Here is a 14188-nt window from a genome sequence, read left to right on the forward strand (position 1 = left end):
TACTCCGGTTATCCCATCAAAAAGCAACAGAACAACACAACGGAAAACGGACTTTGCCCTTTACAGGGAGCGTAATCTTGTCGAGAGGTTCTTCAATAAACTCAAACAGTTCCGCGCCATCGCTACCCGCTACGACAAACTCAAATCTACTTTCCTCGCAGCAGTGCAGTTCGCTTCAATCATCATACTGCTTAACTGACGACACGACGTAGGCAACGCCTATTAGGCTCAGGGCTCATGGCCAGAACAAGATGGTTGCTGCGAGGCAGATGGCCGAGAAGAGACGGTCTGGCATCTGCCGTAGCGGGCTGCGACCTGCCGCCACCCCTTGAGCCTTACGAGCATGATCCCGATGCGGTTGCGGCATTTGTATTTCCGCTTGTCATATCTGACAGGTTTGCCGCGGAATTTCCAACCAAGAATGCCGGGCTTGATCCCTTTCTCCTGCAGGGTATCCCTGAACCAGCCAGCGTCATAGCCCCGGCCGGCAAACATCCTCTGGGCTGCGGGAAGACTGTCCATAAGGGCAGCAGCACCGGTATAATCACCGATCTGTCCCGCGGTCATGAAAAAACTGAGTGGTCGTCTGTTCTGATTGATGATCGTATGCAGCTTCGTGTCCATACCACCTTTTGTCCGTCCCATCAGGCAGTCTGTATCCCCTTTTTTACCCGCAGACTTCAAGCCATGCGATGTGCCTCGAGATGCGTCACATCTGTCATGATAGTCTGAGGCGCTGCAATGTGGGATCCTGTATCTGGCAGAACATCGGTAAATAGCCGGTATTCCTCAGGGTCGCGTCAAAGCGGTTGAACAGAACATCAATTGCACCGGTATGTGTCAGACGCTCACGAAACAGCCAGATCATTTTGGCATCCGACACGCGACCTGAAAGCGACGAACTGGTATGTTTTTGGAAATCTCACGATAAACACATGATCTCTCCGGTTTTGTAAACCCACAAGCTCTGCGAAGCGCAGGTGCTCGCAGCGGCGTTTTCTATATGCAGACCATGGAGTTCCGGTTCTGATATCACGCAGGAACAGAACCGCCGGAGATCAGCAAAACGCGGAGGAAAATTTTCAGAAGAGAGAATGGCGCACCCGAAAGGACTCGAACCTCTAACCCCCAGATTCGTAGTCTGGTGCTCTATCCAATTGAGCTACGGGTGCGTCGTGCGGCGCTGTTTACCTGGAAACGAAAAACAGGGCAAGCCCCTTTTTTCATTTTCTTTTCATACCCGGCTCAGTCCCGCTTCATCTCAATATGCGCACGGCAGAATGGCGTACCGTAAACGCCCGTGATCCGGTCACCCTCGGGCTGCCCCTCGAACACCATCGGCATCGGATGCCCTTTCGCATCCTGCATACGAAGCTGCGCGTGCAGGGTCTGCACATCCTTTTTTCGCTTTCCATGAAGCACGATTGACCCGCCACCTGGCGAAAAAGTCAGCTCCCCGGGCGAAACCTTCAGAACGGAGTCCTCTGCATCCGGACACTGCCCCTGCTCCGTCACCATAACACCATACCAGACACCGCTCAGATCCGCAGCGCACGCCGGCCCCGCAGCATTCACCAGCGCTGCAGATACGACACAGACCGCCGCCATTACATATTTCAGCATTCCCAGCCCCTTTTCCGTCCCTCAGGACATGACGCACGCAGCTATCCGTCCTATACCGCAGGTTCCTGTATGAAGATCCCTGCCGACCGGATAGCCGCCGCCATGACACTCAGCGCCTCCCTGCACGCCGAACGAATCCTTATCCTCGATTTCGGCTCCCAGGTCACACAGCTCATTGCCCGCCGCGTACGCGAAAGCGGCGTCTATTGCGAGATCTGGCCATTTACCGCCACGGAAGACCGCATCCGCGAGTATGCCCCGCGCGGCATCATCCTCTCGGGCAGCCCCTGCTCCGTGCATGACGAGAATGCTCCGCGCATCCCCGACATCGTGTTCGCCCTCAATGTCCCGGTTCTGGGCATCTGCTACGGGCAGCAGGCCATGTGCCAGCAGCTTGGCGGGACGGTGGAGGGCTCCGATCACCGCGAATTCGGACGCGCCTTCGTGGACGTGATCGAGGATTGCGCCCTGTTCCGGGGCACCTGGTCACGTGGCGGACGCGAACAGGTCTGGATGAGCCACGGTGACCGCGTTACTGCCCTGCCACCGGGATTCCGCGCCGTCGCAACCTCCGAAGGCGCACCCTATGCCTTCATCGCCGATGAAGGCCGCCGCATCTACGGCGTGCAGTTCCATCCCGAAGTGGTCCACACTCCGCACGGGGCAGCCCTTCTGAAAAACTTCACACACAACGTCGCCGGATGCTCGGGTGGCTGGACGATGGCCGGATTCCGCGAAACGGAAATCGAGAAAATCCGCAAGCAGGTCGGCAGCAAACGCGTGATCTGCGGTCTGTCCGGCGGCGTGGATTCCTCCGTCGCCGCCGTGCTGATCCACGAAGCCATCGGCGATCAGCTCACCTGCATCTTCGTCGATCACGGCATGATGCGCGCGGGCGAGGCAGAGGAAGTTGTCTCAACCTTCCGCGGTCGCTTCAATATCCGCCTCATTCATCGAGACGCCTCTGACCTGTTCCTTGGCGCGCTCGACGGCGTGACCGATCCGGAAATCAAGCGCAAGACCATCGGCCGCCTCTTCGTGGAAGTGTTCGAGGAAGAGGCCGCCAAGATCGGCGGTGCGGACTTCCTTGCTCAGGGCACTCTCTATCCGGATGTGATCGAAAGCGTCAGCTTCACGGGCGGCCCGTCCGTCACGATCAAATCACATCACAATGTCGGCGGTCTGCCCGAGCGCATGAACATGGGCCTGGTGGAACCCCTGCGCGAACTGTTCAAGGATGAGGTCCGCGACCTCGGCCGCGAACTGGGTATCCCGGAATCCATCGTCGGACGTCACCCCTTCCCCGGCCCGGGTCTCGCCATCCGTATCCCCGGAAACATCACGCGTGAGAAGCTCGACCTGCTCCGTAAGGTGGACAGCGTCTATCTTGAGGAAATCCGTGCAGCCGGACTCTACGACGCTATCTGGCAGGCCTTCGCGGTCCTGCTGCCCGTCCGCACCGTCGGCGTCATGGGAGATGGCCGCACCTACGACCAGGCCTGCGCCCTCCGCGCCGTCACCAGCACCGACGGCATGACCGCCGACGTCTTCCCCTTTGACATGAGCTTCCTCAACCGCGTGTCCGGCCGGATCGTCAACGAGGTCCGCGGCATCAACCGTGTGACTTACGACATTACATCCAAACCGCCGGGCACGATCGAGTGGGAATGATCCCACGTCTGGCATAGGGTGGCATCACCCGGCATGAAAGTGCCTTAAAGCCCGCAGAAATGCGGGCTTTTTTATGTTTTTATCCGGCATTGTCTGGCACCAAACGGTATCGCCAAGCAGTTATTTTTTATGGCATAGTGCGTGGCACTGACTGAGTCTGATGCCATGATTTTTGTTGATACCATGTCGAACACTTTGTGGTGTCATGGTATTAATTTACCATAACTGATTGAATAAAAAGAGATTTTTCTGATTATTCTGGCGGTTTTTGATCATGGTATCGTTATGTGGGTGCCACGAACCGATGCTGACCGATACCAAACTGCGCAACCTCAAGCCGATGGATAAGCTCTACAAGGTGAATGACCGCGATGGGTTGTACGTTGCGGTTACGCCTGCGGGGAGCATTTCGTTTCGCTACAACTACGCGATCCATGGCAGGCAGGAAACTTTGACTTTCGGGCGTTACGGCGTTGGAGGCATCACTCTGTCCGAAGCTCGTGAGCAATTAGGAGAGGCTAAAAAGCTGATTGCAGCAGGTAAGTCACCTGCTAAGGAAAAAGCTCGCGAAAAGGCGCGTATCAAGGGCGTGGAGACGTTCGGAGCATGGGCCGAGAAGTGGCTGCGCGGATATCAGATGGCGGACTCAACTCGTGACATGCGCAAATCCGTCTACGAGCGTGAACTGAAGCCTAAATTCGCCAGTCAGAAGCTTGTGGAGATTACCCATGAAGACCTGCGGGCGCTGACTGACGCCATCGTCGAACGGGGCGCTCCGGCGACTGCGGTTCACGCAAGAGAGGTGATGTTCCAGGTCTACCGATGGGCTATCGAACGAGGGCAGAAGGTCCAAAATCCGGCTGAACTGGTTCGTCCGACCAGCATAGCAAAATTTGAGCCAAGGGATCGCGCTCTGACGCCTGAAGAGATCGGCTTGATGTATCAGTTCATCGAGCGCATTGGCACGACCCCCTCGATCCGGGCCGCAGCCAAGCTGCTTTTGCTGACGATGGTCCGAAAGAGCGAACTGACCAACGCAACGTGGAGCGAGGTCAATTTTAGTCAGGCGCTTTGGACGATCCCCAAAGAGCGGATGAAGCGGCGCAACCCCCATTTGGTATTTCTGTCGCGACAGGCGCTCGATATTTTCATCGCCCTGAAGACGTTTTCCGGTGGCTCAGATTACATATTGCCGTCCCGCTACGATACCGATCAGCCGATGAGTAGTGCAACGCTCAACCAGGTCCTCACGCTGACCTACAGGCTTGCTCAGAAAGAAGGAAAGCCGCTCGCAAAATTTGGTCCTCATGATTTGCGCAGGACGGCAAGCACTCTGCTGCATGAGGCTGGCTACAATACCGATTGGATCGAAAAGTGCCTTGCTCATGAACAGAAAGGGGTAAGAGCCGTTTACAACAAGGCTGAATATCGCGAGCAGCGAACAGCAATGTTACAGGATTGGGCTGACATGATTGATGAATGGACAATCAGGCAGCGGTGACATTGGCGTTATTCGGCTGATTTCTTGGCGCGTCGTCTGATAGCTGCTGAAACTGCTTGGCGAGATACGCCAAGGTGACGCGCTATTTCAGCCTGATTCATAGTCCCTTGAGTTAGAAAATCGCCGATCATGCTGGTGGGTGATTTAAGGGCCTGAAGTTGGCGGCGAGCTTCTCTCCTGACGTAAGCATGACTTTCAATATCCCATGTTGGGTGAGAACCGGCGTTAATGACTCGGCTCCAAATTTTCTCAATGAAATCATGATACTCTAATATGAAGCGTCTATCTCGTTGGTAAGCGCGACGGGCATCATCGCTCCGTCTTGGATTATGTGTTTCGCAGTAGAGCTTGCTGGGTTTTGCATCTCCGTCCGTCTGCCCCGGTAGTCTAGTGGTCCAAACGGGCTCACCATGCCGAGCCCATTCCGCAAATAGCATTTTTCTTTCAATTTGTTCTCGAAAGCCATCTACAGATCGATCTCCCTGCATTTCAGGAATATCGCAGTAGTGCATCAACATGCTGGCAGCCTCATAGGGGCCAAATTTGCCTTCGCATGCCTGCTCATAACGTAAGACTAATGCATCAGCTCTTTCCTGAGCTGCGGCATATATAGTCTCTCTCCGCGATACAACTTTGGCATTTCTTCTTTGGAGGCGTTTAACGACCTTTGGTGCCTCTAAAATTGCTGAATATTCAGTAGGTTTTTCGCAGAGTTCGCAGAAACACCATGCATAACTGTCACTGAGCTTGGCTTTGATGCGACCTGAGGAAGTTTCAGACTGTGAAACCATACGTTCAAGATACGGATCAAAAGCGTCCTGCATCTTCATGCTCTTTTTCATCGTTCCACTATATCCTGAATGACAACTAGATTCTAACTATTTTTCAGGTTCCTGCGGGCACTGGCCGGTATCGTCAAGCATCTGCACGATATCAAAGGAAAGTGAGCATGGAGGGAAAAGTAAAAAGCAAGACGCTTATCGGCCGGAAAAAGCTTCATGCAATGATACCGTTGGCCGAGCGCACTATTTTCAACATGGAGCAGAGAGGAGATTTTCCTCGCCGTATTGCTCTTACCAGTCGAAACGTCGCTTGGGACCTGGCTGAGATTGAGGAGTGGATCGAGGCACGCAAGGTGTCTGGTGTCGTAGCCTCTCGTCCTGGGCCGGCATGACAATCCAAACTGTAGCGATTGATGCAGGTGAGCACTGAATCCCCTGATCTCGTGGATAAAAAACCGACAGCCAATTGCGTCACCCATGAAGATCAGTCTCAAGGACGAGGGGCATATCGACATACTGGACAACCGTGCCAAGGCAACCGTTCTCGCGAAACGGCATCATTGATTTCCACTGATGGTAGTCGGTCTTCAGAAGGGGCTGATGCGCAATTCGATTTTTTGGTGCCATCCTTGGTCGACGTTGGCACCAGAGATAGCCGTAGCCTGATGGACGTGGCTTTGTTTCGCGTATCTAAAGGCAAGAAGCGGGCAGGCGGGATGATCCATTATAATTTGCCGAATGGCTACGTGGAGGTCAAAGCTGGCCCTGACGGAATGGCGTCGGTCTGGGATTATGATATTGTTTTAATGCTTGTTTCCCACCTGACGGAAGCAATGAATCGCTATCGAGACGGCAAGGGAAAGAAGCCGGGGCGTGTGTTTCGGCCTCGGATCGGCGACATTCTTAGGTTTTGTCGCAAAAGCAATGGTTCGCGGCAGTTTGCTGAGGTTGAGGCGGCGCTCGACCGTCTTCAGGGAACGATCATAAAGAGTGTGCGAGAAACGTCGCGTTTCGATGGGCGTGTATTACGCACAGTTGAATCTGAGGGGCTAATCAGTTCGTATGCCGTTATATCGCGCACTGACACTGGGAGAGTAGCCTGTGTCGAGATTGAAGTTCCGAAATGGATTTACAAGGAAGTTACTGACGGTAAGCGGCCGGACGTCCTGACAGTCGATCCTGCCTATTTTCTGATTTCCACGGGTATTGGACGTTTTATCTACCGATTGGCACGTCAAGCTGCCGGTAAGGGGCAGGCAAGATGGAGCTTCCAGACAATTTACGAACGCAGCGGTAGCGTCAGTTCATTAAAAGAGTTCAGCCGTATCCTCCGTAAGATTATCGCGGCCAATGACCTGCCTGATTACGTCTTGCGAGAAGATGAGGGGCAGAGGGGGCCTCAACTGATAATGCTTCATCGAAAAGCAGCTTTCGATGAACTTCTGGCTGGTGCCAATGAGGTAGTCGATAGGACGGTTTTGGGTGGGGCGATAAGTGATCAGACCTGTGGATAGGCCGTCTATTACACACTGATCACCGTCTATCGCACACCGTTTACCGTCTATTACACACCAGATGCCGTCTATCACACACCAGACAGACTTATAACTATTTGATATAATTGAATAAAAATGCGTTTTTCGCGACTAAAACTTTAAAACTATATAAAACTCTTAAAACCCCCTTGGGTGTGGATAACTCGTCGACCAGTAAGTGCCTGAAGCTGCCAAAATGGGATGAGGGTTTCTGTGCGGATGTGGCATTGGCCTCCCGAACGTCCATGAGGCATCTCGTACGTGCACCGGAGCAGAGAAAAGCTCAATCTTTCGGCGCAGGGCTAAGCCAGTGTCTGATTTTATCGGGATCTGGATCCGGATCAAAGTGGACGGGACGAGCCGTAAAGGAATGACGTTTGGGAGAGGGTTGTTCTTCAACTGTCGAGCTAGGAGTTGCGACGAGGTTAGGTATCGGCTGAACATTGGTTGAACGCACCACAGAGGGCTGCACGATGAACTTCTGGATATGCCGAGTGAACTGGCTGTAGCTCATTAGCAGAGCATCATGATGCTTTTGGAAAATATCCGTTCTGTTGTAGCCTTGTTCCAACTCTTTGGTGATGACGTCCTTCAGGGCGATAAATCTGACCCGCGCCATACCTTTTTTGCTTGGCGTCATTGAAACGTCTCTTCCTTTCCAAAAGAATGCCTCTCTTCCGTCGATGTGTTTAAACGCATCGGCCTGAGGCTATCATGAAGCGAAAATAAGCTAATACAGGCAATTAAATGCAATTATATGCGAACATAAGCAATAACCTATTGTTCCGTTATTTTTGCATATAATTGCAAAAAATTGCATAATCTCTGAAAGCAAGATAGGCTGCCCCGTCCGGGGCAACGTGCTTATTCGCCTTTGGCTCAATGCTGGATAAGGGGCAAGCCCGATGGAAGATCAGAGCAGAAAGCGCAACAAGCATGTGGGGCCAAGGGCTGGAACGCCAATCAAAGTTCAGGTTACGGCGGACGAGAGGAAGGCCATTCAGGGTACTGCCCGGAAGGTGCGGCTTCCTGTTTCTGCCCTGCTTCGGAAGCTGGCCCTTGGCTATGAACCGCCGAGCATGATTGACCTTGATACCCTCTCGACCCTCACCCGATTGCGGGGCGACTTTGGGCGGCTGGGTGGTCTCTTGAAATTGTGGCTTGTGGACGCGCCCGGCCAAGCTGTTCCAGAGAGCGAAGTGAGGACCGCGCTCAATACGATTTTGGCTAAGCAAGGCGAGCTTTCCAACCTTATTGTAGCCATGGAGAAAGCGACTGGGAACTGATGGCTCGTTTGGAATGGAGTCATGAGAACAATGCAAGAGTGTCCAGAAAACGGTGGTTTTCTGAACAGATCATTGTGGCGCACTTTACCTTCGTGAATGCTACCCTCTGGTGTTAATATTTGCGTCAAGTTTTCAATGTCCTGGATACGCCCGTGTATCAATCGATGATCAGCACCTTGACCTGCAGCGCAGCGCGCTCCAGCATGCTGGGTGTGACGGTTGGATCGGCTCGGGCATAGCCTGCCTCACCTTGTGCGGATCGTGACTGATCTTGAGCGGCGTGCTGTCGGGTTTGAAAGTTTGACAGAAAAGATTGAAACCGGCAGCGCGGCGGGCAAGCTGATTTTTCATGCGTTCGCAGCGCTGGCCGAATTTGAGCGTGGTTTGATCCAGGAGCGGACGCAAGCTGAAGCTCGATGAACAGCAGGTGAGAGAGATTAAAGCTCTGCTGCGTGACCCCGATATTCAGATTGCGGACGTGGCCCGTCGCTATGGAGTATCTCGAACCATGCTTTACAAGCATTGCGGCGTCGTACAGCCACGTCATCAATATCGAAGATAGAAGAGAGAAAAAATTTTCGTGTCCAGACTGACTGATTTGATTGCCAAGGCAAAAGCCAAAGATTCGGCTCTGGGGGCTGAGTTGGATCGAGAGTTCAAGATTCTCTCTTCGCGCCTTCCCTTCGGCCTGAACTTCGAGCGGCATAGCCCGGAAGCGGTAGAACTACCGCTGTGCCCGATACGCAAGGGCAACAAGGTGCGCGTGTTGCCGGAGCGTGGTGCACCCCGAAAAGGCGATCAGAGGCTATGGCAGGTGAAGTCCATCCACAAGGCGAAGAATACGGCTGACCTGGATTTGCTGGATACGGCGGAGTTCGAAACGCAGACCGTGGCGCTGAGTGATTTGGTAGTGGTGGCCGAGTTCCGCGATACCATCTATCCGGGACTGGTCAGTAACGGCAAGGTACTCCGTGGTGGTGACAGACCCTACCAGACCGTCATCAATGGTGAGAACTACCACGTTCTCAAGGCGCTGACCTATACCCACCGGGGGAAGGTGGATGTCATCTACATCGACCCGCCCTATAACACAGGGGCAAAGGACTGGAAGTACAACAACGATTACGTGGAAAAGGAAGATTCGTACCGACACAGCAAATGGCTGGCAATGATGGAGCGGCGCTTGCTGGTGGCAAAGAACTTGTTGAATCCGGCGGATTCGGTGTTGATCGTCACGATTGACGAGAAGGAATATCTGCGGCTGGGCTTGCTGCTGGAACAGACGTTTCCCGAAGCGACTATCCAGATGGTCACGTCGGTTATCAATCCGAAAGGAACACCCAAGCGGGACTACTTCGCTCGTGTTGAGGAGTATTTGTTTATCGCGTACATTGGTAGCGCGAAGCCGGTTAAAACGACGAAGCGAATGCTCTGTGGCGAAGATGAGCAGGAAGAAAAGCCGGTGCGCTGGGCGAGCCTGCTTCGCTCTGGTGGTCAGTCGCTGCGTAGCGATACGGAAGTAAAGTTCTACCCGATATTTCTTGAGGCTGAAACAGGACGCATCACGCGCATAGGCCGCCACGTTGATTGGGATTTTGATATTGATACAGTAAAAGCTAGGCACGGCGAAATAGTTCAGTGGCCTATCAGGCATGGTGATGAGGGCGATAAAAGGAAACATGGCTGTTGGCAGGTGTCTGACGACACTTTGAAGCAGTACCTAAAAGATGGACGCGTACAAATAGGGACACGCAACAAGAAAACGGGTAGGTGGACGCTGAATTATTTGATGTCCAGTGATTGGGGGCGCATAGAGGACGGGAGTATTGCCGTTCTCGGCCATGATGAGCGAGGTACGCTGCTACTTGGAAACACCATCAAACCGCAGCATGGGAAAACGGTTTGGACGATGACTTCGCACAGTGGCACAGACCATGGGACTGCGACGTTGAAAATGCTTCTGGGTGGACGACCATTTCCATATCCAAAATCCCTCTACGCAGTTGAAGATACGCTGCGCTTCTTCGTGAAGGAAAAGCCCGAGGCCATCATCCTCGACTTCTTCTCCGGCTCCGGCACCACGGCGCACGCTGTAATGCGTCTGAACAGGCAGGACGGAGGCCGCCGTCAGTGTATTTCGGTCACCAATAATGAAGTCGCCGCCGATGAGCAGAAGAGGTTGCGCGAAGTAGGTTTACGTCCCGGTGACGCCGATTGGGAAAAGTGGGGTATCTGCGACCACATCACTAAACCCCGCATTGCCGCCGCCATTACGGGTAAAATGCCAGACGGCGAGCCAATTAAAGGCGATTACAAATTCACGGATGAATTCCCGATGGCCGATGGGTTCGAGGAAAATGCTGAATTCTTCACGCTGACCTATGAGACGCCGGTAGCAGTCAACTACAACTTGGCGTTCAACCGAATTGCGCCGTTGCTGTGGCTGCGAGCCGGAGCGCGGGGTAGTCGCATAGACAAGTTGCCAGGCGATGGCTGGGCAGTAGCAGATGCCTATGGCTTGCTCAGCAATGTGGATGTAGCCACCCCCTTTATCAAGGCGCTGGCCAAGGCCGATGGAATCCGCATTGCCTATATCGTCACCGATGACGACCGTCGCTTCCAGGCGATTGCCAGGCGATTGCCTGATGGCGTTGAGCCAGTACGCTTGTACGAATCGTATCTGACCAATTTCAGCTTTACGAACGGAGAGTAACGGATGAAATTCACGCTCAAAGACTACCAGCGCGATGCAGTCCGCGAATCTCTGAACAACTTGGGAAAGGCTCGCCGTCTGTGGCATGGCGAAGCAGACAGGACGGCGTTTTCCCTCACTGCGGTAACCGGTGCGGGCAAGACTGTGATGGCCGCTGCTACGTTCGAAGCACTGTTTCATGGCGATGATGAGTTCAGCTTTGATGCCGACCCCGGGGCGGTGGTGATCTGGTTCAGCGACGATCCTTCCTTGAACGAGCAGACCCGATTTCGCTTTATTGAGGCCAGTGACCGCATCAATTACACCGACCTGGTGGTGGTAGAAAATACCTTCAATAGGGCGAAATTCCAAGCGGGGAAAATCTATTTTCTCAACACCCAAAAGCTCAGCAAGAACAGCTTACTGGTGCGCGGCCATGATCCTGAAGAGATAGCCGCCAAGCTGGATAGTACGTTCCCGGACATGCGGCCAGATCTGCGGGCCTACACAATTTGGGACACTATTCAGAACACCATTGAAGACCCGGATTTGACACTTTATCTGGTGCTGGATGAGGCGCACCGTGGCATGGGCGTGCAGACAGCAGCGAGTCAGAAAGCCAAGAACACCATCGTTCAGCGGCTGATCAATGGTGTGGGCAGCGTACCCGGTATCCCGACGGTCTGGGGTATTTCGGCAACGGTAGAGCGGTTCAACAAGGCGATTGAATCGGCAGGCAGGCATATCAAGCTGCCCAACGTGGAAGTTGACGCTTCAAAAGTGCAGGAGTCCGGCCTGATCAAGGACACCATCCTGCTGGATATTCCAGACAATGTTGGCGATTTCGATACCGTGCTGGTGCGACGGGCGACCGATAAATTGAAGGAATCCAGTCTTGCCTGGAGCACTTACTCCAAACAGCAACAGGAAGCCCAGGTTGTCGTGCCGTTAATGGTTTTGCAGGTGCCCAACACGCCTAATCCCGATGAAATAGGGCGGGCGCTGGATACCATTTTTGAGCGATATCCCGAACTGCCGACTGCCAGCGTGGCACACGTTTTCGGGGATCACACCACGCAGCGCTTCGGTAACCGTGACGTACCCTATATCGAGCCGCAGCGGGTTCAGGAATCGACCTGGGTGCGAGTGCTGATTGCCAAGGACGCCATCAGCACTGGCTGGGATTGCCCGCGTGCCGAAGTCATGGTGTCGTTCCGTGCGGCCAGCGATAAGACGCATATCACGCAGTTGCTGGGTCGTCTGGTACGTGCGCCGCTGGCCCGCCGTATCCCCGGTAATGACCGGCTGAACTCGGTGGATTGCTTATTGCCGAAATTCAATCGCAAGGCCGTGGAGCAGGTGGTCGACGAGCTGACAACAGGCAACGAGGCGGCAACGCCAGGGCGCGTGTTGATCGACTATATCGAGGTGCGACCGAATCCTGCTGCCACGCCTGCTGTGTGGAAGGCATTCGAGGCCTTGCCGTCACAAACGCGGCCGCAATGTGGTGCCAGGCCAGCGGTCAGACTGACCGCATTGGCACATGAATTGGCGTCCGACGATATTCTGCCCGGCGCAGGCCGGTTAGCTCACGCCGAGATGCACACCGCTTTGGATGCGTTTCAGGCTGATAACGAAGCCAAGATCAAAGCCAAGCGGCAGTCCGTGCTGGTTGTAGACGGCAAGACCGTGAAAGCAGACCTACTGGGCCAAGGCCGGAGCCTAGAGCAGTTCTGGGAAGATGCCGATGTGGCGGTGATCGACGATGCCTACCGCCGTGCGGCGCGCATCTTCAGTCCGGCGATTGCCCATTCCTATGTTGATCATCTGGCCAGTCAGGAAGCCGACCGAGATGAAGACCCCGAGGGCTTTCTTGAGGCCATCATGGAAGCTCGCGTAACCGTTGCTGGTTTGGGGCTGGTGATGGAAGCGCAGCTCTATTTTGATGCTGAGGCTGATAAGCTGGCGACGGACTGGTTGACCCGATATGGGGCGCAGATCAAGGCGCTCAGCGATGATCGACGAGAGTTCTACAGGCAGATCATCGAAATGAGTACGGAGCCGCAGGACGTGGGCTTGCTCAAGCCTGAAGCCCGTTATGAGGCGACCAAGTCGAACGAAAATGGCAAGGTGAAAGTGCTCCCGGTCTGGAATGGCCACTTGCTGTGTAACGAGACCGGCAGTTACCCTGCTGAACTGAACGACTGGGAGCGGACGGTAGTCGAGACTGAAATGGCAAAGTCGGGGTTCTCGTTCTGGTATCGCAATCCGCAGCAACCTGGGCAGGCTTCGCTGGGTATCGCCTATGAGAAAACGGGGCAGTACGGCATTGTTCGCCCAGATTTTTTGTTTTTTGCCACGCAGAAGGATGGGTCTCTTGTAATCGATTTGGTTGACCCGCACGGCCTGCATTTGAGCGACGCGCTTGCCAAGCTGCAAGGCTTGGCACTGTACGCAGCCAACCATGCCGATGCCTATCGCCGGATCGAGTCTCTTGCCCAGGTGAAGGGCAGCGACAAACTGCGGGTGCTCGACTTGAAGCGACAGGACGTAAAGGATGCGATTGCCACTGCCGACGATGCTGAAGGTTTGTTCAGCAGTGTGCTGGCAGATGACTATCAGTGACCGAGCAAGCGCAGTGACAAATCTGACCAGCCATTATTGGAACCACAACGCATAAAGCGAGACAACACACGCGAGCCGTTTTTCACAACCGAGGAAATCAGGGCCGAGATGGTCGCCACTGGCTATGAGTTCAAGCCGTCGCGGATTGCCTGCACGGGGCGTCTGCCTGGTGTGCTGGAGCGTATGGGCGATGCCGAGCTGGCGCTGCAGTCTGGCGAGATCGCTGACCAGGAGCGCATGCACCGGCAGAATAAGCCATTTTCAGCCGGCTAAACTGGGCATGGTATCTTTCATGGTATTGGGTTTTTCTTTTGGTTAAATTATTTGTATATAAAGGCTTTTATTCTACTATTGATAATAGAGTGGGAATGATCCCGAGTCCGGCATAGGATGGTATTATACCAACCGTTGATTGCTAGAACCTATGCGCCCAATTGCGCAGTCCGATTGACATGATGCGCCAAGGTTGTTCG

At 54.1% G+C, this 14188-nt stretch carries 12 protein-coding genes, 1 tRNA gene and 3 pseudogenes; 10 read left to right on the forward strand and 6 right to left on the reverse strand.

Annotated features, from left to right (window positions below; all coding sequences use genetic code 11):
• On the forward strand, positions 1-199 hold a 199-nt coding region (locus LOC54_RS08495), incomplete at its 5' end, for a transposase (protein ID WP_279313392.1).
• A gap of 36 nt (positions 200-235) precedes the next feature.
• Here LOC54_RS08495 and LOC54_RS08500 read toward each other — a convergent pair.
• The 4 genes and pseudogenes from LOC54_RS08500 to LOC54_RS08515 form a co-directional block, all read right to left on the reverse strand.
• A pseudogene (locus tag LOC54_RS08500) lies at positions 236-734 on the reverse strand (transposase); the annotation flags it as partial.
• A 5-nt stretch (positions 735-739) separates the two neighbouring features.
• Positions 740-895 (reverse strand): annotated as a pseudogene (locus LOC54_RS08505) (IS5/IS1182 family transposase); the annotation flags it as partial.
• 200 nt (positions 896-1095) lie between these two features.
• Positions 1096-1172 (reverse strand) — tRNA-Arg (locus LOC54_RS08510).
• Between the two features lie 73 nt (positions 1173-1245).
• Positions 1246-1623 (reverse strand): hypothetical protein, encoded by a 378-nt coding sequence (locus tag LOC54_RS08515; RefSeq protein WP_279313393.1) that lies wholly within the window; start codon positions 1621-1623, stop codon positions 1246-1248.
• 69 nt (positions 1624-1692) lie between these two features.
• Between LOC54_RS08515 and guaA the strand changes: the two genes are divergently transcribed.
• Both guaA and LOC54_RS08525 read left to right on the forward strand, forming a co-directional pair.
• The gene (gene guaA / locus LOC54_RS08520; protein WP_279313394.1) at positions 1693-3294 is read left to right on the forward strand and encodes a glutamine-hydrolyzing GMP synthase; all 1602 of its coding nucleotides are present in this window, start codon (positions 1693-1695) and stop codon (positions 3292-3294) included.
• Positions 3295-3598: 304 nt separating this feature from the next.
• On the forward strand, positions 3599-4795 hold the full coding sequence (locus tag LOC54_RS08525) for a site-specific integrase (RefSeq protein WP_279313395.1): 1197 nt from the start codon (positions 3599-3601) through the stop codon (positions 4793-4795).
• Between the two features lie 8 nt (positions 4796-4803).
• On the opposite strand, the gene LOC54_RS08530 is transcribed toward LOC54_RS08525, so the two are convergent.
• On the reverse strand, positions 4804-5637 hold the full coding sequence (locus tag LOC54_RS08530; protein ID WP_279313396.1) for a helix-turn-helix domain-containing protein: 834 nt from the start codon (positions 5635-5637) through the stop codon (positions 4804-4806).
• A 107-nt stretch (positions 5638-5744) separates the two neighbouring features.
• On the opposite strand from LOC54_RS08530, the gene LOC54_RS08535 reads away from it, so the two are divergent.
• Together LOC54_RS08535 and LOC54_RS08540 are read left to right on the forward strand one after the other, a co-directional pair.
• Complete coding sequence (locus LOC54_RS08535) at positions 5745-5969, forward strand: AlpA family transcriptional regulator (RefSeq protein WP_212336824.1); 225 nt, start codon at positions 5745-5747, stop codon at positions 5967-5969.
• A gap of 51 nt (positions 5970-6020) precedes the next feature.
• Positions 6021-7091 carry a replication initiator protein A gene (locus LOC54_RS08540; RefSeq protein ID WP_279313397.1) on the forward strand — a complete coding sequence of 357 codons (1071 nt, stop codon included), beginning with the start codon at positions 6021-6023 and terminating at the stop codon, positions 7089-7091.
• Positions 7092-7395: 304 nt separating this feature from the next.
• Here the strand turns inward: LOC54_RS08540 and LOC54_RS08545 are convergent, their stop codons facing one another.
• Positions 7396-7752 carry a hypothetical protein gene (locus LOC54_RS08545; RefSeq protein WP_279313398.1) on the reverse strand — a complete coding sequence of 119 codons (357 nt, stop codon included), beginning with the start codon at positions 7750-7752 and terminating at the stop codon, positions 7396-7398.
• 265 nt (positions 7753-8017) lie between these two features.
• On the opposite strand from LOC54_RS08545, the gene LOC54_RS08550 reads away from it, so the two are divergent.
• The 5 genes and pseudogenes from LOC54_RS08550 (at position 8018) to LOC54_RS08570 (ending at position 13988) form a co-directional block, all read left to right on the forward strand.
• Entirely contained in the window at positions 8018-8398 is a 381-nt protein-coding gene (locus LOC54_RS08550) for a plasmid mobilization protein (protein ID WP_212336818.1), read from the forward strand.
• Between the two features lie 160 nt (positions 8399-8558).
• A pseudogene (locus LOC54_RS08555) lies at positions 8559-8960 on the forward strand (recombinase family protein).
• An 18-nt stretch (positions 8961-8978) separates the two neighbouring features.
• Positions 8979-11111 (forward strand): site-specific DNA-methyltransferase, encoded by a 2133-nt coding sequence (locus tag LOC54_RS08560; RefSeq protein ID WP_279313399.1) that lies wholly within the window; start codon positions 8979-8981, stop codon positions 11109-11111.
• A 3-nt stretch (positions 11112-11114) separates the two neighbouring features.
• Positions 11115-13715: a DEAD/DEAH box helicase family protein gene (locus tag LOC54_RS08565; protein ID WP_279313400.1), complete on the forward strand. Its 2601-nt coding sequence runs from the start codon at positions 11115-11117 to the stop codon at positions 13713-13715.
• 51 nt (positions 13716-13766) lie between these two features.
• Entirely contained in the window at positions 13767-13988 is a 222-nt protein-coding gene (locus LOC54_RS08570; protein WP_279313401.1) for a hypothetical protein, read from the forward strand.
• The last annotated feature ends 200 nt before the right edge of the window (positions 13989-14188 follow it).

The sequence above is a fragment of the Acetobacter sp. AN02 genome (genome assembly GCF_029759835.1).
Lineage (GTDB): Bacteria > Pseudomonadota > Alphaproteobacteria > Acetobacterales > Acetobacteraceae > Acetobacter.